The following is a 21,253-nucleotide window of genomic DNA, read 5'->3' as shown; positions in this document are numbered from 1 at the left end:
TGAAAATTACAATTCGTACTACATAAGCGAAAAGGAGAATTTCTCATGAAACAATTTGTAAAGGAACAGGAAACCGCCTCAAAACCTCCTGAACCCCGGGGGGAACAGACCCCCGACGAAGACCAACCTGAGGAGGACAAAGTGGAATGGGACGGTTCCGAAGCGGAGCTGGTCGCCGATGAAACGGCGCTGGCGTTTGAGGAACAGAACACGGGGATCAAGCTGACCTACACGCTGACCTCCGGTGAAATCTTCAGAGTTCTCCGGAAAAGCCAGTACACCGGCGCAAGGCTGGGGCTTTCAGCTGTTGCGGTCGTGCTGAGCGCCGCGATGGCGGTCGTCTTTCTGATGCAGTTCCGCTCGACGGGCGACAGTCGTTACGCGTCTTTGGCGGTGGTGTGCATTCTGCTGGTTCTGGTGGTCGCGGTTTTCCCGACGGCCGTCATCCGGGCTCACTCGTCAAAAATTGCCGACGGCAGGGAGATCCGCATGAAGATTTACCCCGACCATATCGAAATGGGCTTGCCCGGCAAAAGATGGGAAATCCCGCTCGACGGGACCAGCGAATGCGTTCAGATCGAAAATCTGATCGTGCTGTACATAGACGACCGGAATATGGTGATTCTTCCGCTGCGCTGTGTGGAACCGGCCGTTTTGCCGGAGGTTCAGGCAATGCTTCTGGCGGGTACGCACCCAAAAAGCTGAAAAAGGAAAGGAGACGGAAAGATGCCGACGTTTTACGAGGGAGGGCCGGTCGATACGGTGGAACAGACGGTTGGCCCCGACGAATACGCCGCGGCGTACTACACCGCGCAGAGCGCGGTTTCCCCCATCCGCACAAAATGGGTGCGGGCGGGGATCTGTCTTTCCGCGGCCATCGTTATCGCTTCCCTGATTCCGTTTTACCGCGCAAGATTCTTTACCTGCTGGGGGCCCGCGTGCGGAATTGTCCTGGCGCTCGCGCTCGCCTTTCTGTTCTTTTTTATCCAGCCGGACGATATCCGGAGATGGGCGGCGGAGCTGTACCGCTCTAACCGGCTGCTGGCCCTGCCGCAGAAAATCGAGATTTTCCGGGACAGCGTGGTGATTCAAAGCGGCTGCGAAAAAATCCTGGAGTACTGGACCGATTTCAGCAGGTGCATAGAGACTCCGTCCGCCTTTGTCGTGACCGGCGGACGGGAACGGGACTTGCTGATCATCAAAAAGCAGGGACTGACGAACGAACGGATTGAAAAAATTTCCGCACACCTTGCCGGCGCGTTTGCTTCGCGCTATTTGAAAAGCGGGCGTTAAGGAGGGATTTATTTGCCTGAAAGCCCTATTTCGGTAAGCTGCCTTACCACAAAACTGGATTATGCCGACTTCAAGGCGGCGGCGGCGAAAGCCGCCGTGAGAAAAAGCGAAAAAATCATTCTGAAAGCTACGGGAACCGTTCTGATTCTGGCCGCGTTTCTTTTAAGGGCCTTTGTTTACGGAAATTTCTATCAGAATTTCATTTACGCGGCCATGGCCGCGGTCGGAGTGATCATCGGATGCTTTTACGATACGATCGTCCTGTACGCCGTGCGGCGGCGCGCCCTTGGCTACTTTACGGCGAACAGTGAAAAATTTATCGCGCAGACCACGGAATTTTCAGAGGAAACCATAACCTTTCAAACCGAACGGTATACGGCTGTCCTTCCCTATGAGATGCTGTATAAAGCGTATGAGGACGCGAGGGTTTTTATCATATACACGGGAATCAACGAGATGAGGTTCATCCCCAAAAGGGCGATGAACGAAGACGAATGTGCCAGGATTCACAATATTCTTGAGACAAAGCTTCAGGAAAAATATCAGCAGGAAGGTGCCCGCTAATGGACGAATTTCAGGAAAATCAAAAAATCATCAATGTCGACCTTGAAAAGGAAATGAAACAGTCGTTTCTTGCCTATTCCATGTCGGTCATTGTGTCCCGCGCGCTGCCGGACGTGCGCGACGGGTTAAAGCCGGTTCACAGAAGAATTCTGTATACCATGTTTGAAAACGGCCTGTCCCCGGAAAAGGCTTACCGCAAATGCGCGGACACCGTCGGTTCCGTGCTGGGCCGCTACCATCCGCACGGCGACGCTTCGGTCTACGACGCGCTGGTGCGCTTGGCGCAGGATTTCTCCGTGCGCTATATGCTGGTGGACGGACACGGCAACTTCGGTTCCGTGGACGGCGACCCCCCGGCTGCCTACCGTTATACCGAGGCCCGCATGAGTAAGATCGCCGTGGAAATGCTGGAGGATATCGACAAGGATACCGTCGATTTCCAGCCGAACTACGACGACCGTCTGAAGGAACCCATCGTTCTGCCCAGCCATTTTCCGAACCTTCTGGTCAACGGCTCGACCGGTATCGCGGTCGGCATGGCCACGAACATCCCCCCGCACAACATGGGCGAGGTCATCGACGGCATGTGCACGCTGATCGACAACCCCGAGGCTTCGCTGGACGATCTGATGCAGAGCATCAAGGGGCCGGACTTCCCCACCGGCGGCATCATCATGGGCCGGGCGGGCATCCGCGCCGCCTACGCCACCGGCCGGGGCCGCATCACGGTGCGCGCCCGCGCGGAGATCGAGGAAGAGAAAAACGGCCGCTTCAACATCGTCGTCACGGAGCTGCCCTATCAGGTCAACAAGGCGAGGCTGGTCGAAAGCATCGCCGAGCTGGTCAAGGACAAGCGCATCGAGGGGATCTCCAATGTGGAGGACCACTCCGACCGCGAGGGCATGCACCTGCTGATCAGCGTAAAGCGCGACGCTTCCCCGCAGATCGTCCTGAATCAGCTTTATTCCTATACCCAGATGCAGACGACGTTCGGCGTCATCATGATCGCCATCGTCAACGGCGAACCCAAAACGCTGACGCTCAAGGAAATGCTGCAGGAATACATTCAGTTCCAGGAAAGCGTCGTAAGGCGCCGCACCCTGTTCGACCTGAAAAAAGCCGAGGAGCGCGCGCATCTTCTGGAAGGCCTGAAAATCGCCGTCGACAACATTGACGAAGTGATTTCCATTATCCGCGGTTCCAAGGACAGGGCAACAGCAAGGGCCCGCCTGACGGAACGCTTCGGGCTGGACGACCCGCAGACGCAGGCGATCGTACAGATGCCGCTCGGCGCGCTCACCGGTCTGGAGCGCCAGAAGCTGCTGGACGAGATCGCCGCGCTGGAAGCGAAGATCGCGGATTACAAAGATATTTTAAGCAGTGAAACGCGTTTGCTCGGCATCGTCAAGGACGAGGCGCTCGCGGTAAAGAATAAATTCAGCGACGAACGCCGCACGGAAATTGCGGCCGTCAGCGGCGAGGTCGATATTGAAGACCTGATTCCGCAGGAGGAATGCGTGCTGACCCTGACCAACTTCGGTTACGTCAAGCGTCAGAAAACCGATACCTACCATATTCAGCGCAGGGGCGGCCGCGGCGTCAGCGGCATGACAAGGCGCGAAGAGGATGTCGCGAGCGATATGTTCGTCATCAACAGCCACGACTATGTTATGTTCTTTACCAACCTGGGCCGCGTGTACCGGCTGAAATGCTATGAAATCCCCGAGGGCTCCCGCACGAGCAAGGGGATGAATATCGCGAACCTGCTGCCGATCGCGCAGGATGAAAAGGTCACCTCCATGATCCGCGTGCCGGAATTCGACGACGAAAGCTATCTGTGCATGGTGACGCGCAACGGCATCATCAAGCGCACCAGCCTTTCGGCTTACGACACCGCGCGCAAGGGCGGCGTGATCGCGATCGATCTGGACGACGGCGACGAGCTTTCCTGGGTGCGCCTGACCTCCGGCGATACGCAGCTTCTGGTTGCGACCCGCCTGGGCATGGCGATCCGTTTTGACGAAAGGGACGTCCGCCCCATGGGCAGGACCGCCCGCGGAGTCAAGGCGATCACCCTGAAGGACAGCGACTACGTCGTTGGAATGAGCTCGCTGCGCGAGGGCGGCCTTGTGCTGACCGTTTCCGCAACCGGCTACGGGCGCCTTTCCAGCATTGACGATTACCGCATCCAGTCGAGGGGTGGCAAGGGCCTTACCAACTATCATATCCTTAAGTACGGAGAGGTCGCCGCCATCAAGGTGGTCGATCTGGACGACGACGTGATTCTGATTTCCTCCGACGGCATCATTATCCGTATCCAGGCCAACTCCATCCGCGAATGCGCAAGACCCTCCAAAGGTGTGCGCGTTATGCGCCTGAACGAAAGCAGCGAGGTTGTCACGCTGGCCCGCACGGCGCACGAAGAAGACGCGGTGGATGCCCTGCCCGTGGACGAGGGCGACGCGGACGCCGGCTGCGAAGACGAATCGGAGGACATGGAAGAGAATTCTTCAGCGGATACGGAACAGGAAAACACCGAGGAATAAGAAAGGGTGCAGTCAATGAATCACTGGAAAAAGCTTTGCATTCCCCTGGCGGCTGCCGTGACGATCGCGGCGTTCGCGGGCTGCGGGGCGGTGAAGGGCGGGGAAAGCTCCGTCCCGGCAAGCGGGCTCGGCGAATCCTCTCAGGCGGAGTCCCGGCCGGCAAGCAGCGCGCAGAGCGAACCGGCCGGCAGCGTTCCCGTGGTAACGCCGAACGAACCGTCCGAATCCCAGCCCGGCCCGGTCATTGATATAGAGACCGACAGCCCCGAGTTTAACGCGCTGTTTAAGAAAAATCCGATTGACAAGCAATATATCGCGGAGTCCAACAAAGCCTTCTCCAATGTGGAGATGGTCGAGTTGTCCAACAAGTACGCCGGAATCTGGGAAAAAGAAGCCGCCTCCGCCTATGATAAGGTCACGAAGCTGGCCACGGGCGACGCCCTTTCCAAAATCAAAGCGGAGCAGGCCGCCTGGGTGAACGGCAAGACCGAAGCGCTGAAAAAAATCAGCGACGAAGCCCAGGCCGCGGGCGGAACCATGGCCCAGGTCAACGCCGCGGGCGCGACCATGGATTATTACCGCAGCCGCGCCGCACAGATTTACCGCCAGCTTTACTCTTTCGATCAAAACTACACCTACGCGTTCAAATAAGAGGGATAAGTCCTTCGTCGGACCTGCCAGTCGGCACGCGTCTACGGCGATGTTCCCAGTAAGCTTACACGAAATCGTGAGCGAGGTGCTCCGAAACTCCTTCTGTCGCGTCGGGCGCGGCACCCTCAAAGAGGGAGGTAAGGGTTCTTCTAAGGCTCCCTCTTTGAGGGAGCTGGCAGGCGCAGCCTGACTGAGGGAGTTCGCTCTAAGCTTCCGTATCCCCCGTCAATGAAAATTATACAAGTCCCGTATTTCCTAAAGACACTTTGGGGATACCTCGGGGGTGCAGGGGGATTTTATGGGACCCTCCCGCCGGAAATTAAAAATCCCCCTGCGCGTACTTTGCCTACTTTCGTACAAGAACCGAAAGTAGGGGCCTGCCCGGCCTGAGGGCAGAGCTAACGATCAATTCCTACTTGCGGCGATGCACTAATGAAGCAGGCGGAGACTCCTTTCGACGCGCCGGGCGCGGACCATGCGGTCGGCACGCGCCTACGGCGACTCTTTCAGAAAATATTTCAATACTATTTGTTATATTAATTATAATCTATACTTAAAGCAAATAACCGTTTGTTTTACAGGCGGAAAAGCATGGGTATATTCATGATCAGAATAATGAGAACAGGGAGAAAACGATGGAATTCAACGAAAAGACCCTGAGCAGGAACGATCTCTATGAAGGAAGAATCCTCAAATTTCATGTGGATAAGGTGGAGCTGATTAACGGCAGAACCTCCACCCGGGAGTGCGTCGACCACCCGGGCGGGGTCAGCGTCGCCGTGCTGACGGAAAGGAACGAAATTCTGTTTGTGCGCCAGTTCCGTTATCCCTATAAAGAGGTCGTTCTGGAAACGCCGGCGGGCAAGCTGGAACCCGGCGAGGATCCGTTTGAGGCGATGAAGCGCGAGCAGCTTGAGGAAACCGGAACCACCGGCTCCCGCTATATCGACATGGGAAAGCTTTATCCCTCCCCCGGTTATTCCAACGAGATCATTTATCTGTACGCCTGCCGTCTGGAAACCTCCGGCAAGACGCAGTTTGACGAGGACGAGTTTCTGGAGACGGAAAAAATCCCGGTGGACGAAGCGGTGCGCATGGTGATGAACGGGGAAATCCCCGATTCTAAAACGCAGGTGCTGGTTTTAAAAACCGCGCGGCTTTTGAAGGACGGAAAAATCTGAGAGGTGCGCCATGAAAAAGAAAAAGCCCGCTGAGTTGAGCGAGCCGAAAAAACGTCTTATGATGTATCTGGGTCTTTGGGCCGCCTCCCTGTTTTTCGCCATCGGAAACCCACAGGGAAGCTGGCTGCCCGTCGGCCTTGGGATCGGGCTGATCGTAGCGTACGCGCCCGAAGCCCTGCGCCGGCTGAAAAGCAGGAAAAGCGGGGAAGAACAGAAAAGATGAATTGCCGTCCGGGAGCCGCGGTCCCCGGGGCGGCTCTTTTCTTTTATTTCCCGACTCTTTTCACAGAACCATCACATAAAGTTTATAAAATAGAATGGAATCATTCAAAAAAAGTTTACATTCCCGCCGCGCCGAATTGCTACAATAAAATGGCGTTCCAGCGGGCTGTCCGCCTCAGATTGACGAAAAAGCCGCACTTTCGCTTTCCGGCGCCCTTTTGCGGGAGTCGGACAGCAACCCGCTTTTGCATCGGTCATGAAAATAATGGAAACATCAGGAGGGATCTGCATGATTGAGGTGAAAAACCTCTCAAAGCGCTACGGTCAGAACGTCGCTTTGAACAACATCAGCTTCTCGGTCGAAGAAGGAACCGTCGTCGGTTTTTTGGGGCCGAACGGCGCGGGGAAGTCAACCACCATGAACATTATTACCGGCTATCTGTCGGCCAGCTCCGGCTCGGTCACGGTCGGCGGGTACAACACGCTGGACAATCCCAATGAAGTGAAAAAGCTGATCGGCTATATGCCCGAAATGCCGCCGCTTTACCCGGATATGACGGTGAAGGAATATCTTGATTTCCTTTTTGACCTGAAAAAAGTCACGCTCCCGCGCGAAAAGCATATCAGGGAAATCTGTACGCTGGTGAAAATCAACGAGGTGTACCACCGCCTGATCAATAATCTGAGCAAGGGCTACAAACAGCGCGTCGGTTTTGCGCAGGCGCTTTTGGGCAATCCCCCTGTTCTGATCTTAGACGAGCCCACCGTCGGGCTTGACCCCAAGCAGATTATCGAAATCCGCAACCTGATTCACAATCTGGGCAAAAAACATACGATTATTTTAAGCTCCCACATTCTGCCGGAAATCCAGGCGGTCTGTGAGCGCATCATCATTATCAATAAGGGAACGCTGGTCGCGGACGGCACGCCGGAAAGCCTTTCCCAAAGCCTGAGCGCCGACCATAAGCTGATCGTCCGGATAGAGGGAAATGAGACCGACGTCAGAAATGCCCTGAAATCCGTCAAGTTTGTGGAAACCGTGCAGAGCTGCGGCGAAAAGGAGCCGGGCGTTTTCGAGTACGAGGTAGAGGCCCGCGACGGCCGCGATGTGCGCCGGGAGCTTTTCCGCGCGGCCGCGGCGAAAAATTACCCGATTCTGTCCATGTCCAACACCGGGCTTTCGTTGGAGGACGTGTTTCTGCGCCTGACCAGCGCGGCCTATACGAGGGACGCCGCCGCTGAAACGATAACGGAAGGGGAGGAAGAAGAATGAGAGCGATTACGAAACGGGAGCTGAAGGCGTATTTCACCTCTCCCATCGGCTATGTCTGTGTCGCCATGATTCTGGCGCTGTACGGATATTATTTCTTCCAGGTGCTGATGCTGCGTTCCTCCTCCTATATTTCCAGCGTATACGCCACCATGTTTATCTGGAGCATGATGATTATTCCGATCATCACCATGCGCAGCTTCAGTGAGGAAATGCGCAACCGCACCGATCAGGCGCTTCTGACCGCGCCGGTGGGCGTCACCTCCATTGTGGCGGGCAAATTTCTGGCCGCGCTGGCCGTTTACGCCATCGCCATGGTCGGCACCTTGATTCCCGTGGCCGTGATCGGGCTGTTTTCCGCGCCGGAATGGGCGCTGATTTTCGGGAACTTTTTCGGGTCCCTGCTGTACGGCGCGGCCATGATCTCCATCGGCATCTTTATTTCCTCGCTGACGCAAAGCCAGATCGTCGCCGCCATCGGCACGTTCGGCATTTCCATCCTTCTTCTGGTCGTGGATCAGCTTACCGGCCTTGTCAGCAATCCGGCCGCGGTCAAGTTGATCGGCTGGCTGTCCTTCAACACGCGGTACCAGCCGTTTACCAAAGGAATTTTTGATCTTTCAAGCATTGTCTTTTTCCTCAGCGTGATCGCGGTCTTTATTTTTCTGACCGCCCGCAAGCTTGAAAGCAGAAGATGGAGCTAAGGGGGTATGAAAATGAACAGGGATAACAATCACGAAACAGAAAAGACCACTCCGAAAACCGAAGCCGCCGAAGAGGCCGCGGCGGAACAGACGGAGCCTGCCGCCGGGGAACCCGCCGGAAAGGAACCCGCCGGGGATTTTGCGGAAGAGAACATTGGCTCCGAAACGGAAGAGACCGACGCCGCCAATACGCCGGAAGAGCCGGAAGAAAAGAAGAAAAAAGGCAGATTGACCGAAAAGGTCGGCGCGTACACGAAAAGCACAAAATTCCGCCGCGGCGGAATTTCCACCGCGTTTACCGCCGGGTTCCTGATCGTCGTCATTCTTATCAATGTGATCGTAAGCGTGCTGGCGCAGCGGTACCCGTCCATGAATCTGGACCTGACAAAAAATAAAGTGAATACCCTCTCCGCTCAGGCGGCGGAAATCGTCTCCAAGGTGAACGTGCCGGCCACCATCTATATTATGGCGACACAGGCGCAGACAAAGGGAGACCAGCTTCTGTCGGAATACGGCATCAAGTACAGCCAGGTCGGGGAGCTCGCCGAGAAAATCGCCGAGAAAAATACCAATATCAAGGTGGAGTATATGGACCTTGATAAGAATCCGACCTTCGCAAGCACCTATAAAAACGACAATCTGACCGCGGGCGACGTGCTGGTCAAGACGGACAAACGCTACCGCGTGCTCGCCTACACCGACCTGTTCAACGTGCAGTACGGCGCGGACGGCGTGTCGACGGAAACCTATTCCATGGTGGACAGCGCGCTTGCTTCCGCCCTCAACTCCGTGATCGCGGACACCGTCGCGATCGCCTCGTTCGACACGGGCCACAGCGAGCAGCTGGAAACGGCCACCTATAAAAAGCTGCTGGAAAACAACAGCTTTGAAACGAAGGATTTCAACCTGCTGACGGACGCGATTCCCGACAATACCCGTCTGGTGGTTCTGGGCTGCCCCGCCACCGACTATACCGACGCGGAGCTGAAAAGGCTGGATACCTTCCTGAGCAGCGCCGCAATCCCGGGCGACCGTTCCCTGCTGATTACCTTCCATCCCAGCCAGCAGGCCATGCCGAAGCTCGCCGCTTTCCTGAAGGAATGGGGCATCGAGGTGCCTCAGGCCGTGGTTGTGGAAAGCGACCAGAGCAAATACTATACCGACGACCCAAGCTATATTCTTTCCACCGTGCAGACGGGGCTGAGCCTGGGCGGACAGTCGGATTACGGTTACTTTACCACCCCGCAGTCCAACCCGGTCAATCTTCTGTTTGAAACCAGAGGGACCAAAACGACTTACTCGCTGGCGAAGTCCAACGATTCCTGCTATTTAGTGGACAACAACACCAAGGCGGACGATACTCCGCAGAAAACCGCATATAATACGGCGGTGCTTTCACAGGATAAGGTGCAGGCCGGGGCGAAGGAATACAAGGCGAATGTGATCGCGCTGGGCAGCACCACCATGTTTGCCGGGGAGATCCTGGGCGCAAGCACCTTTGGCAACGCGAAATACGTGGTCGACCTTTCCCGCTACGCGACCGGCACCACCAATTCCGCCACCGCCATTACGCAAACCTCCGTACAGACCAATGTTTCCGATATTACCCTGAGCGCCGAAATGAGCGTCCTGCTCGGCATCGGCGTGTTTACCCTGCTGATCCCATTGCTCGTAGCCATTGCCGGCGTTTGTGTGTACCGCAAGAGGAGGCGCCTGTAAGATGAAAACCAGCACAAGAAATCTGGCAATTGTCGCCGGCTGTATCGTGGTGCTCGGCGGAGTGGCCGCCGTCCTGCTGACGACGGGGGATAAACAGGATACCTCTTCTTCCGAGACTTCCGCTTCGACCATCGAGCTTGTCTCCAAAACGAGCCAGGATATCGTCTCCATGTCCGTAAAAAATAAAAAAGGCGGTTATACGCTCGTCCCGGTTGAAAAATCGGATACCGCTTCGTCCGCCGCCTCCGGCACCGCGGCGGAAATCACCTATCTGGTCAAAGAGCTCGGCGGCGTGCCGATCAACAGCGCCGCCGCCTCTCAGGTTGTGCAGAACGGGTTCAGCCTTGTCGCCACCAAAAATCTTGGGATTGTCAGCGACCTGGGCGAATTCGGGCTGAAGGACCCACAGGCCACCGTGGAAGTCGCTTTCAAGGATGGAAGCACCTATAATTATAAAATCGGGAATCCCTCCGCCACGGACAGCAGCGCGTACTATATGTGTGGCGAAAATTCCGACAACGTGTATATCGTCAGCATTGACAGCGGGATTCTGGAAAGCAGGACCTATTTCGTCAGTAAGACCGTGATGGCGGTTACCAGCAGCAGCGGCGTGAACGACTTTACAAAAATAACGCTGAGCGGCACGAATTTTCCGCAGCCCGTCACCGTGGAGAAGAGCGGGACAGAGAGCGTGATTACCTCCCCGGTCAGCGCGCCCACGGACACCGAAAAGCTCAGCGCGGTTGAGTCGGCGCTGACGGACCTGACCGCGGACTCCGTCGAGGCCGTGAATCCCGACGCCGCGGCGCTGAAAAACTACGGGCTTGACGCACCCTTCGCAATTGCCGATTTTACGGTAAACAAGGAAAGCTATCGGCTTCTGGTCGGCGCGAAAAAGGACTCCTCCTATTATGTAAAGCTTGACAAGGTGGACGCGGTCTATCTGGTCAAGGCGGAAAGCCTTGACGCGTGGGTCAGCGCGGACGCGTTCGCGCTCCGCAGCAAGGACATCCTCAAGCCCGACATCACGGCGGTAAAATCGCTTTCCGTGACGGCGGGCGGCACGGCCCTAACCTTTGCCGTCGCCAGAACCAAGGATGAAACGAAATCCACCCAGGATAAAACCGAATACGCCTATGCGGTCACCGGAACCGGCGGGAAAAAGCTGAACTATGAGAAAAACTATACCGCGTATTTCCAGCAGGCCACGGAAATCCAGCTTCTGGAAGCGGCGGACGCTGCGCCAGCTGGCACTCCGGAACTGAAGCTGGAATATACCTATTTTGACAAAAGCGGGACGGACACGGCCGCGTTTTACAGGACCGGAGACCGGCTTTACACCGCGGTGGTGAACGGCGCGGTGTATGGGATCGTAACGCAGGACGACGTTCAGAAAATTTTGACCGGCGCGAAAACGCTGCAGGACGGAGAATAAAGATAGAAAAAGGGGCTGCCGCAAAACGAAAGTTTTGCGGCAGCTCCCTATTCATTCATTTCCCAGCTTCTTTTTTAAGGTCTCCGGGTTTGCGGCGTAGATCAGCGCGTTTTCCCGGGAGATTTTTCTTTCCCGGTAAAGCCGGAGCAGATCCAGGTCCATGGCCACCATGCCCTCGCACCCGCACGAATAAATGGTGTTGTCGATCTGATGCACCTTGGATTCGCGGATCAGGTTGCGGATGGCCGGATTGACCAGCATGATCTCAAACGCGGGGATCAGCCCGCCGTCCAGCGTGGGAATCAGCTGCTGGGAAACCACCGCCTGCAGCACCATGGAAAGCTGCACGCGGATCTGCTGCTGCTGGTTGGGCGGGAACACGTCGATAATCCGGTCGATGGTGTTGGCCGCACCCACCGTGTGCAGGGTGGAAAGCACCAGCTGGCCGGTTTCCGCCGCGGTCATCGCGGTGGTAATCGTTTCATAGTCGCGCATTTCCCCCAGCAGAATGACGTCGGGCGCCTGCCGCAGGGCGGCGCGCAGCGCCCGCACATAGCTTCGGGTGTCGTGGGCGAGCTCGCGCTGGCTCACGATGCTTTTGTCGTGGCGGTGCAGGTATTCGATCGGGTCCTCTATGGTGATGATGTGGCTGTTTCGCGTATGGTTGATCTTATCGATAATGCACGCGAGCGTGGTGGACTTTCCGCTGCCTGCCGAGCCGGTAATCAGCACAAGGCCTTTTTTGATTTTGTTTAAATCGATCACCGTATCGGGAATGTGCAGGACCTTGGGGTCGGGCAGCCGGAAAGCGACCACCCTCAGCACCGCGGCCATGGACCCCCGCTGCAGATAGGTGTTGCAGCGGAAGCGGCACAAGCCCTCTATGGAAAAGGAAAAATCGTCGTCGCCGCTTCTCAGAAACGGCTGAATGTCCCGGCCGCTGCCGAGCGAATAGATTTCCTCAATGCATTTTTTCGTGTCCTCCGGCTTCAGCCGGTAGGAATTAAGGCCGTCGATGCCCACCGGATGGATGCGGTCGCTCGTCTTAAAGGAAAGGGGGCAGCCCGATATGATAAAAATATCCGATACGTTCTCCTCCACGGCCCTTTTCAGGATTTCAATAATATTAAATTCCATGCAATCACTCCGTTGCGCTTATTGGGCGCTGTTGCCCTGCCAAAGCTCCAGCGTATCGCCGCCGCCGCTTTCAGGCGCCTGGGGCGTCAGTTTTCTTTCCGTAATCCGGTACCGCTCCGCGTCGTCAAAGGCGCCGACGGCCAGCCGCGTTTCGATCTGCCTGCCCGCGCCCGCGTCGGCCAGAAAGCGAACGTTCAGCGAATCCCCGTCGGAGGATTCCACCGTGACCCCGTCCAAGCCGGCGAGCAGCATCCGGGCAAAGCTGCGGTAGCAAACGGCCTTTTTCCGCTCCGCAGACGCGCCGCCCGCCAGAATTTCCGTTACTGATTGTAATTCGGAACCATTTTTATACTGATCGTATTCACTTAACTGCGTAAGGGAGATTCCATCCGCAGCTTTCGCGGCGTCTTTCCTTGCGCTCAGAAGCGTTTCGTCTATTTTCTGGAGCTTCTGCTCCGCAATAGCGGCTGCGGCGTAGTAGTTTTCAACCGTTTCCGCGTTTTTGGTGGAAATCCTGTTGTCCGCGTTCGCGGTCACGTAGGAAAGGACGCCAAAGGTGGTCAGGCAGAGCACGACAAAAATCATCAGGATGGAGGACGCGCCCACACCCAGATGAAAATTTCCTTTTCTTCTCACACGGGCACCTCCTCAGCTTTCGGGCAGATATTTTGCGGAGCTCAGCGAATAAATACGCTTGTCACCGCCGCTCTGGCGGCGGCTGACGGAAACGCTCACGCTGACCATGGTCCCTCCGGCGGAGGGCGTTTTTTTCAGGGTGACGTCGGCAACGTAGCGCGGGTCGGTATCCGTCTGCTTCCAGTCGCGGCCGTAAAGGATGCGGTAGCTTCCGCCGTTGTCCTGTTCTGCGGTTTTCAGCGCCTCGGGCAGCTGGTCGGGCGAAGAGAGGGAACGGACCTGCTCCGCGATATTTTCCGCCTGAATCACCGCGACGCTCAGGTCGCTGCTCTGCCGCGCGCGGTTGTCGGCCTGCACAAAAAGCTGCAGGGTCACCGTGGCGGAAACGGCGAAAAACAGGATGACCAGAATGATCTCCACAAAAAAGCTGTTGACCTGTACCGCGTTCCGTTTCATTCCATCACCTGCTTTATGTAAGGGAAAGGCTGAGCGCGAGCGCGCGGCTGTTTTCGCCGCTGACCGAAAGGTTCAGCCGGTTCCCGTCTTTCTCCATGGAAAAGGAGGACACCGGCGTAATCCTGTCGCCGCTGCCCGCGCTGAAGCCGTTTTCAGCGCCTGTGAAATATTCCATCAGATAATCGTCGTAATAGTAAATGTAGGTCTTGTACTCCCGTCCGCTGAGATCGGAGCGGATCACCAGCGTCTGCCGCCCGTCCAGGGTCTCCACGGAAATGTCGCGGCTGTCCGCCGAGTGGACCTTATTGGTCACATAGGAAAGGGTGGCGCGCGTTTCATTGTTGCTGTCCATTTTCCCCACGATCCCGCGGTAAACGTTTGCCCCGATCAGCACCAGAAACAGGGAACAGACCGCGAACAGGCAAAAAATCAGCAGGATGAAAACGGTGTGGACGGAATGGGTATTTTTACTGTTCAAGCTGGATCCCTCCCCGTTAAGATTCGGCGCCCTTCTCCAGCACCTGTACCGAGGGCATGATGTTGCTGCCCGCCGTTTCATACTGGACGACGTATTTGCCGTGGTCGATTTCAATTCCGTAGTGGTCTTCCAGATATTGAATATCCGGGGGATAAAACCCCTCCACCGCGTAGCAGTTGACAATGGCCTTCTGTACGGCCGCGCGGGTCACGCGCAGCTTTTCCTCACTGTTCGCGCGAAGGGCGCCGCTCAGGCCGGACCAGAAAAGGGACAGCAAAGCGCAGAAGAGAAGGACGGAAAGCAAAAGGTCCCTGTAAGCGAATTTCTTTTTGTAAAGCCGCAAGCGATCGCCCCCTTTCCCCTAACCGATCGACGACATGATTCCCATCAGCGGAAGCATGACGGAAAGCAGGATCGCGCCGATAATGATCGACAGCGCCGCGACCATGGCGGGCTCTATCACGGAAACCGCGCGGCTGACGGATTCGTCCGCGTCCTCGCTGTAAATCTCCGCCAGATGGCGCATCACGGAATCAAGGCTGCCGGTTTTGCAGCCGATGCGCACCATGCCCGAATAGATGCCGGGAAAAATATCCGCTTCGCTCAGCGCCTGTGTAAAGGAGGAGCCGGCGCTCATCAGCGTGCGGCAGCGGTCCACCTTTTCGGCGACCGCCCGGCTGCTCAGAATGCCGGGAACCAGCCCCAGCGCCTGTTCGGTATCGTATCCGCTGGAAAGCAGCATGGAAACGGCCGACGCGAAGCGTGCCAGCGCGATTTTTTCCGAAAGCCGCCTTGTCGGCGGGAAATTGCTTAAAAAGCCGGTCATCCACCGGTATCCCTTTTCCGTTTTATATAGGATCAGCGCGGCCAGAAGGAATAGGAAAAGCAGGAAAATCAGGGCCAGCGCCCAGCTGCCGATCACGCTGCCCGCGCGCATCACGGCGGCGGCCGCGTCGGAAACGTCGCTGCCCATGTCCAGAAAAACCTCGTTGAAAACAGGAAGGACCCTGATGACCAGCACGGAAACGACCGCCGCCATCATCAGGACAAGGATCAGCGGATACAGAAGCGCGCTGCGCACGGAGCTGCGCAGCCTGTCGTCGCGTTCGTAGTAGAGGGCCAAAGCCTCCATCACATTGTCGAGGTTGCCCGCCTTCTCGCCGATATTCACCATGTTGACCATGTATTTCGGAAAAGCGCCGGTGCCGTTCAGCGCAAGATACAGCGAGCCGTTCTGTTCCACCGCCGCCTGAATCCGGTGGATCAGCTCCCGGCCCTTTTCATCCGCAATATTTTCGCTGATCGTGCCGATGCCCTCCCGCAGGGGGATTCCCGCCCGCAGCAGAAGAACCACCTGGGAACAGAAAAGAGAAACGTCGCCCGAGGAAAGAGGCTTTGTTTTACGCTGGCTGACAGCCGGGTTTTGATCCATGGTTCATCCTCCAAACCGCCTATTGGCTTTTTTGTTCCGATTCCCCGCCGTTAATAGTATTTTTCCGCCGTATAGGTTCCGGCGGACTGTCCGGCCGCGGCAAAAGTGGAATCGTAGCGCTTCCACCCGTCCAGATAAATTTCGTTCCAGGCGTGGTATCCCACGCTGGTGCTGCCGACGATCAGCCGCGTCGGGATTCCCTGCGCGCGGCACATGGCGGCCATCAGCGCCGCGTAGTCGAAGCAGATGCCCGTTTTGGCGGACAGCGTGCTGTCCACGTTGGGCAGATAGCCCGCCTTTACGCTGCCTGCCTTTTGATAATCGTACTTGATGGTCGAGGTAATAAATTGATAAATGGCAGCGACCTTCTGCTCGTTGCCGGCGGCCGAAGCGCAAAGGCTTTTCGCCTTGGCCGCCGCCGCGGAGGAAGCGCCGTAGCTGACGTACTGGTTGGGGTAAAGCGTATACCCCCAGCCCGAAACGGAAGCGCTCAGCTCCGTGGAGCAAAGCTCGGCGTAGCTGTTCCCCGAAACATTTTCCATGAACCGCACTTTATAGGCGCCGCTGCCGCTCTGCAGGGGAAGGGCGACATAAGCGCCGTCCCCCGCAAGGTTGTACTGGTAATAGGAGGAACTGCCGTTGAAATAGACCAATACCTTGATGACCGAGGAACCGCTGTAGCGCACCATGACGTAGCCCTGCCCGGCGTTGCTGTAATCGACCGAAGCGCCGCTTTTGCTGAAAACCTCCGTGCCGGGGGCCTGCGGCATCTTCGCCGTGACGGCGGGCAGCGGCTTTGCGGCGGGGACCGGGGCCGCCTTGGGCGGCAGGGACGAACTCATTACGACCGTTTCGGAAGAGGAGTTCAGGACTTTGGAAACAAGACCCTGCCTGGAAGAGGAAGCCGGTTCCGACGGTACGGAGGAGGATTCCGCGGCTGAAGGGGAACCGTCCCCGGAAGAGGAAGCTTCCCCGGAGGAAATGTCCCGTGAGGAAGACGGAACCGAAACGGCGCCGGACTCCGCGGGAAAACTTACGGAGGAAGAAACCGGCGCCGGAGCGCTGCCGGGGGATTGCCCGGCACAGGCGGACAGCAGAAACGCGAGCAAAAACACAAGGAATATGGATTTGTATTTCCGCATGTCGTCCCTCCCCTCAGCCCGGTTTCAAATCGTTTACTCCGCTGAATCGAGCGCGTTGATTCTGGTGGAAATTTTCACGTTGTCCCTGCGGTACCGGAAACGGAATTTCTGCAGGATACGGTCCACCACCATTTCCGCGTTCTCATAGCTGATGAGGGGCAGCATCACGATAAACTGTGTGGCGCTGTAGGAAGCGACCGTGTCCCCCTTGCGCAGGCTGTCCATAATCGTGGCTTTCAGCCGCTCGGAAGCCAGCTTGGCGACCCGCGGCTTCGGCAGCTCGCCGTCCGGACCGCTGACGGTGAACAGAACAATAAAGACCGAGCCCCCGGTGCGCGCCACCGAGCGCGCCTGGATCCGGTAGATGGATTTGAATACGTCGTAATCGCAGTAGTATGCGCCTTCCACGGCGGAAGCTTCTTTCAGGTCGTTCTTAATGACGCCCAGGTCCATTTCCACGTTGTTGATGCTGTTGACCAGCTGCTTATACAGCGCGCGCATGGATTCGGAGATATCCACGCCCAGCTCCCTGTAAAACAGGTCGATCACATGGTTGTAGTGGTCCAGCGCCTTGTTGCGCTGGCCGGTGGAAAGGTAGGCGAACAGAAGCATCTTGTGGATGGATTCCTCAAGCGGGGAATAAACGAGCGCGTTTTCACAAATTTGGGTCACCTCGTCGAAACGGCGGAGATCGATCAGCAGCCCGCAGCAGCGCAGCACGCACTGATTGTAAAGGTTCGCGTAGTACGCGCCGGCGGAAATCACCCAGTTGCCGTAAGCCGATTTGGGCAGGAACTCCCCGCAGTAAAGCTGCAGGGCGTCCTGAAACGCCTGTACCCGTTCCTCCGGCGTTTTGGAAACGTCGTTCCCCCGCCTGTAAAACTCCGTGAACTGTTCCGTGTCGATCAGGCAGGAATAACTGTTGTTCCACGCATAGGTATTGTGGATATACTGAATGTATTCCGCCTTGTCGTTTCCCGAAAGGCCCTTTAAAAGCTCCCGGGCCCGGTAAACGAGGTTTTTCAGAGCGTTCAGCGGGTCGTTGCATTGATTGTCCGGCCACAGTACCTCCACCAGCTTTTCGGTGGAATTCTCCTTATGCCGGTTCGCGATCAGGTATTGGATCAGCATCCACACCCTTTTGGTGCGGCCTTTCAAGTTGGTAAGCTGATTGCCGTTGATGGTGATGGAAAATTCGCCCAGCATTTTGACCTGAATCTGTTCCTGTAAAGCGACGTCGGGCCGCATAAGCACTCATCCCTTTCCGAAAAGATAAACCGGAATATATATGATTATGGTAACACATGGAAATCAAATTGACAAGGAAAATTTGATACAGGAAAACCTATATTTTTACAAAAAAGAAGCATTCTCCGTCAGGAGAACGCTTCTTTTTCGACTTCATCCAGCACGATCGCGCCGGTTTCTCTCGTTCGCTTCATATCGATGACGCGCTGGTTCCGGCTTCCCCGGAACACAAGGGTCAGGTCCCTCTGCTCCCGCAGGAACGGCCCGTCGATCAGCACGTCGGTTTCCCGCAGCAGCGCGTCGGTGTCCGGGTCGTGCCGCGCGCAGAGCTCCTCATAGGTATAGCCCGTAAAAACGGTCAGGTCCAGCTTCCTTTCGTGGATCCGCCCGGCCAGCTCCGCCAGCGGCTTCGGCTGGGAAAAAGGTTCCCCTCCGCTGAAGGTCACGCCCTTCAGGAGCGGGTTTTCACAGATTTCGGCGAACAGGTCGTCGATGTCCGCCCATCTTCCGCCGTTAAAATCGTGGGACTGCGGGTTGTGGCAGCCGGGGCAGCGGTGGGGGCAGCCCTGTGTAAACACCACGTAGCGGAAGCCCCTTCCGTCCACGATCGACTCAGGCTCGATCCCGCAGATTTTCAGCTTAGAGCCCATGCTTCACTCTGTCCCTCTCCTCCGCGCGTTTCGCGTTGTTCCAGCGGTCGGTGGTGCCGACCAGATACCCGGTGATCCGGCGGATCCGCTCGAATTTGGGGCCGCCGTCGTTTTCGGTGCGGTGGCACTTGGGGCATTCGTTGTCGATGATCCCGTTGAAGCCGCAGACCGGGTCGCGGTCGACCGGGTGGTTCACCGAACCGTAGCCGATGCCGTGTTCCTTCATGCAGCGGATCACCGCTTCAAACGCGTCGATATTTTTGCAGGTGTCGCCGTCCAGCTCCACATAGCTGATGTGGCCCGCGTTGGTCAGCGCGTGGTACGGCGCTTCCAGTTCGATTTTCCGAAACGCCTTGATCGGGAAATAGACGGGCACGTGGAAGGAGTTCGTGTAATATTCGCGGTCGGTGACGCCCGGGATCTTGCCGTATTTCTTCTGGTCAATGCGCACGAAGCGGCCGGAAAGCCCTTCCGCCGGAGTGGCCAGCAGGGTGAAGTTCAGGCCGGTTTTCGCCGATTCGTCGTCCATCCGCTTTCTCATATAGGAAACGATTTCAAGGCCGAGCTTCTGGCTTTCCGCGCTTTCCCCGTGATGCTTGCCGGTCAGCGCTTTCAGCGTTTCGGCAAGGCCGATAAAGCCCATGCTCAGGGTGCCGTGCTTCAGGACCTCCTCCACACTGTCCTGCGGGTCGAGCTTTTCGGAGTCGATCCAGACGCCCTGCCCCATCAGGAACGGATAGTTGTATACCTTTTTGGAGCACTGGATTTTGAAGCGGTGCATCAGCTGGCGGATGACGAGGTCCATCCGTTTGTCCAGCATTTCATAGAAAGCCCCGAGGTCGCCCTTCGCCTCGATCGCGATGCGGGGAAGGTTCAGCGAGGTAAAGCTCAGGTTTCCGCGCCCGCAGGTGACTTCCTTCGTCCTGTCGTGAACGTTGCCCATGACGCGGGTGCGGCAGCCCATATAGGCCACTTCCGTGTTGTAGTCGCCTTCTTTATAATACTGAAGGTTGAACGGCGCGTCGATAAAGCTGAAATTCGGGAACAGGCGCTTCGCGCTCACCTTGCACGCCAGTTGGAACAGGTCGTAGTTGGGGTCGCCCTCGTTGTAGTTGACGCCTTCCTTTACCTTGAAAATCTGTACGGGGAAAATCGGCGTTTCGCCGTCGCCCAGTCCGGCGGAGGTGGCGTTCAGCAGGTTGCGGACGACCATGCGCGCTTCCGGAGAGGTGTCGGTGCCGTAGTTGATGGAAGAGAACGGAACCTGCGCGCCCGCGCGGGAATTCATGGTGTTCAGGTTGTGGATCAGCGCCTCCATCGCCTGGTAGGTCGCCGACTCGGTGTTGGCGGTGCCGGTCTTTACGGCGTACCGGTGCGCGCGCACAGCTTCCTCTTCGGAAATTTCCTCAAAGCCGTTTTTCGTCTGGTGCGCCGGAAGATAGGCCTTCAAAGCCGCGCCGTACCGGCCGGCGGAGGAAAGCGTGATGTCCGTGCCCAAATCCGCGCGGACGGCTTTGACCAGCGCGTCGGCGTCCGCTTCCTTCATGCCGTTCGCGATCTGGAAAAACTGGGAAAGCGCTTTGAAATAAGCCTTCCGGAAGGTTTTGGCGACGCCCGGCGCCAGGGAATAATCGAAATTCGGAATGGACTGCCCGCCGTGCATCTCGTTCTGGTTGGCCTGAATCGCAATACAGGCCAGCGCGGCGTAGGAGCGGATATCGTTCGGCTCGCGCAGCGCGCCGTGGCCGGTGCAGAAGCCGCCCTTGAACAGCTTGATCAGATCGATCTGGCAGCAGGTTTCCGTCAGCATATAGAAGTCCTCGTCGTGGATATGGATGTCGCCGTCAAGATGCGCCGCGGCGATATCCTTCGGAAGGACGTAGTTGTTGATAAAATATTTGGAACCTTCGGAGCCGTATTTCAGCATGGTCCCCATCGCGGTGTCCGCGTCGATGTTCGCGTTTTCGCGCTTGATATCAACGTCCTTCGCGTCGCGGAAGGTCAGCTCCTTGTAGATGTCCATCAGGTCGCCCTCGGCCTGGCGGATTTTTGCGTGCTCCGCGCGGTAAAGGATGTAAGCCTTCGCGGTTTTGGCGTAGTCCGCGGCGATCAGGGTTTCCTCCACCGCGTCCTGTACCTGCTCGACGGTGGGGACGCTGTCGCCCTGAAAAGATTTGACCACCTTGCCCGTCAGCCGGCCGAGGACGGGCGCACTCATCTCTTCCTCGGCGACCGCCTGATTGGCTTTATAAATCGCATTGCGAATTTTCTCTTTATCGAACGCCACGACCACACCGTTGCGCTTCTGTATTTTGACAGCCATTTCGAAACAGTCCTTTCAAAGCAAAAATTCCGTAATTTGCCCTTTTTTTCTGTGGGTACTTTTGAATTCTACCGCAATACCATATACTTGTCAAGGGCAATTTCCACAATATATGGTGTTAAATTTTTAATAATCAGAATTATCACGCTATATGTACCGCTTTGAT

At 56.7% G+C, this 21,253-nt stretch carries 21 protein-coding genes; 11 read left to right on the top strand and 10 right to left on the bottom strand.

Features of this window, described 5'->3' with window-relative positions:
• Positions 1 to 45: 45 nt before the first annotated feature.
• The 11 genes from ACQGQ5_RS06025 to ACQGQ5_RS05975 all read left to right on the top strand — a co-directional run bounded on the left by ACQGQ5_RS06025 (position 46) and on the right by ACQGQ5_RS05975 (position 11,585).
• Positions 46 to 705, top strand: coding sequence for a YcxB family protein (locus tag ACQGQ5_RS06025; protein ID WP_455735651.1), 660 nt, complete (start codon positions 46 to 48; stop codon positions 703 to 705).
• 21 nt (positions 706 to 726) lie between these two features.
• Positions 727 to 1,293 (top strand): YcxB family protein, encoded by a 567-nt coding sequence (locus tag ACQGQ5_RS06020; protein WP_455735650.1) that lies wholly within the window; start codon positions 727 to 729, stop codon positions 1,291 to 1,293.
• A gap of 12 nt (positions 1,294 to 1,305) precedes the next feature.
• Positions 1,306 to 1,857: a YcxB family protein gene (locus ACQGQ5_RS06015; protein ID WP_455735649.1), complete on the top strand. Its 552-nt coding sequence runs from the start codon at positions 1,306 to 1,308 to the stop codon at positions 1,855 to 1,857.
• Positions 1,857 to 4,403, top strand: coding sequence for a DNA gyrase subunit A (gyrA, locus tag ACQGQ5_RS06010; protein ID WP_455735648.1), 2,547 nt, complete (start codon positions 1,857 to 1,859; stop codon positions 4,401 to 4,403). Before ACQGQ5_RS06015 ends, gyrA begins: the two co-directional genes overlap by 1 nt.
• A gap of 15 nt (positions 4,404 to 4,418) precedes the next feature.
• Positions 4,419 to 5,054 carry a lysozyme inhibitor LprI family protein gene (locus ACQGQ5_RS06005; protein ID WP_455735647.1) on the top strand — a complete coding sequence of 212 codons (636 nt, stop codon included), beginning with the start codon at positions 4,419 to 4,421 and terminating at the stop codon, positions 5,052 to 5,054.
• Between the two features lie 635 nt (positions 5,055 to 5,689).
• Positions 5,690 to 6,235 (top strand): NUDIX domain-containing protein, encoded by a 546-nt coding sequence (locus ACQGQ5_RS06000; protein ID WP_455735646.1) that lies wholly within the window; start codon positions 5,690 to 5,692, stop codon positions 6,233 to 6,235.
• 10 nt (positions 6,236 to 6,245) lie between these two features.
• Positions 6,246 to 6,458 carry a hypothetical protein gene (locus ACQGQ5_RS05995; RefSeq protein WP_455735645.1) on the top strand — a complete coding sequence of 71 codons (213 nt, stop codon included), beginning with the start codon at positions 6,246 to 6,248 and terminating at the stop codon, positions 6,456 to 6,458.
• Between the two features lie 288 nt (positions 6,459 to 6,746).
• Positions 6,747 to 7,730, top strand: coding sequence for an ABC transporter ATP-binding protein (locus ACQGQ5_RS05990; protein ID WP_455735644.1), 984 nt, complete (start codon positions 6,747 to 6,749; stop codon positions 7,728 to 7,730).
• The gene (locus tag ACQGQ5_RS05985; RefSeq protein WP_455735643.1) at positions 7,727 to 8,431 is read left to right on the top strand and encodes an ABC transporter permease subunit; all 705 of its coding nucleotides are present in this window, start codon (positions 7,727 to 7,729) and stop codon (positions 8,429 to 8,431) included. Before ACQGQ5_RS05990 ends, ACQGQ5_RS05985 begins: the two co-directional genes overlap by 4 nt.
• 12 nt (positions 8,432 to 8,443) lie before the next feature.
• Positions 8,444 to 10,150, top strand: a complete 1,707-nt coding sequence (locus ACQGQ5_RS05980; protein WP_455735642.1) for a Gldg family protein — start codon at positions 8,444 to 8,446, stop codon at positions 10,148 to 10,150.
• Between the two features lies 1 nt (position 10,151).
• On the top strand, positions 10,152 to 11,585 hold the full coding sequence (locus tag ACQGQ5_RS05975; RefSeq protein ID WP_455735641.1) for a DUF4340 domain-containing protein: 1,434 nt from the start codon (positions 10,152 to 10,154) through the stop codon (positions 11,583 to 11,585).
• A gap of 51 nt (positions 11,586 to 11,636) precedes the next feature.
• Here ACQGQ5_RS05975 and ACQGQ5_RS05970 read toward each other — a convergent pair whose 3' ends face one another.
• The 10 genes from ACQGQ5_RS05970 to ACQGQ5_RS05925 all read right to left on the bottom strand — a co-directional run bounded on the left by ACQGQ5_RS05970 (position 11,637) and on the right by ACQGQ5_RS05925 (position 21,087).
• Positions 11,637 to 12,722, bottom strand: a complete 1,086-nt coding sequence (locus ACQGQ5_RS05970; protein WP_455735640.1) for a type IV pilus twitching motility protein PilT — start codon at positions 12,720 to 12,722, stop codon at positions 11,637 to 11,639.
• Positions 12,723 to 12,740: 18 nt separating this feature from the next.
• A complete protein-coding gene (locus ACQGQ5_RS05965; RefSeq protein WP_455735639.1) occupies positions 12,741 to 13,358 on the bottom strand; it encodes a hypothetical protein in 618 nt (205 codons plus the stop codon).
• A gap of 12 nt (positions 13,359 to 13,370) precedes the next feature.
• Positions 13,371 to 13,814 (bottom strand): hypothetical protein, encoded by a 444-nt coding sequence (locus ACQGQ5_RS05960; RefSeq protein ID WP_455735638.1) that lies wholly within the window; start codon positions 13,812 to 13,814, stop codon positions 13,371 to 13,373.
• A 13-nt stretch (positions 13,815 to 13,827) separates the two neighbouring features.
• The gene (locus tag ACQGQ5_RS05955) at positions 13,828 to 14,292 is read right to left on the bottom strand and encodes a DUF4860 domain-containing protein (protein ID WP_455735637.1); all 465 of its coding nucleotides are present in this window, start codon (positions 14,290 to 14,292) and stop codon (positions 13,828 to 13,830) included.
• A gap of 16 nt (positions 14,293 to 14,308) precedes the next feature.
• A complete protein-coding gene (locus tag ACQGQ5_RS05950; RefSeq protein WP_455735636.1) occupies positions 14,309 to 14,635 on the bottom strand; it encodes a hypothetical protein in 327 nt (108 codons plus the stop codon).
• 18 nt (positions 14,636 to 14,653) lie between these two features.
• Positions 14,654 to 15,724, bottom strand: coding sequence for a type II secretion system F family protein (locus tag ACQGQ5_RS05945; RefSeq protein ID WP_455735635.1), 1,071 nt, complete (start codon positions 15,722 to 15,724; stop codon positions 14,654 to 14,656).
• 50 nt (positions 15,725 to 15,774) lie between these two features.
• Positions 15,775 to 16,866 (bottom strand): transglutaminase domain-containing protein, encoded by a 1,092-nt coding sequence (locus ACQGQ5_RS05940; protein ID WP_455735634.1) that lies wholly within the window; start codon positions 16,864 to 16,866, stop codon positions 15,775 to 15,777.
• A 33-nt stretch (positions 16,867 to 16,899) separates the two neighbouring features.
• Positions 16,900 to 18,114 carry a BTAD domain-containing putative transcriptional regulator gene (locus ACQGQ5_RS05935; RefSeq protein WP_455735633.1) on the bottom strand — a complete coding sequence of 405 codons (1,215 nt, stop codon included), beginning with the start codon at positions 18,112 to 18,114 and terminating at the stop codon, positions 16,900 to 16,902.
• A gap of 128 nt (positions 18,115 to 18,242) precedes the next feature.
• A complete protein-coding gene (gene nrdG, locus ACQGQ5_RS05930; protein WP_455735632.1) occupies positions 18,243 to 18,764 on the bottom strand; it encodes an anaerobic ribonucleoside-triphosphate reductase activating protein in 522 nt (173 codons plus the stop codon).
• The gene (locus ACQGQ5_RS05925; protein WP_455735631.1) at positions 18,754 to 21,087 is read right to left on the bottom strand and encodes an anaerobic ribonucleoside triphosphate reductase; all 2,334 of its coding nucleotides are present in this window, start codon (positions 21,085 to 21,087) and stop codon (positions 18,754 to 18,756) included. Before ACQGQ5_RS05925 ends, nrdG begins: the two co-directional genes overlap by 11 nt.
• Positions 21,088 to 21,253 lie beyond the last annotated feature (166 nt).

The organism is Caproiciproducens sp. (genome assembly GCF_053840905.1).
This window is presented reverse-complemented; position numbering and strand designations above follow the sequence as displayed.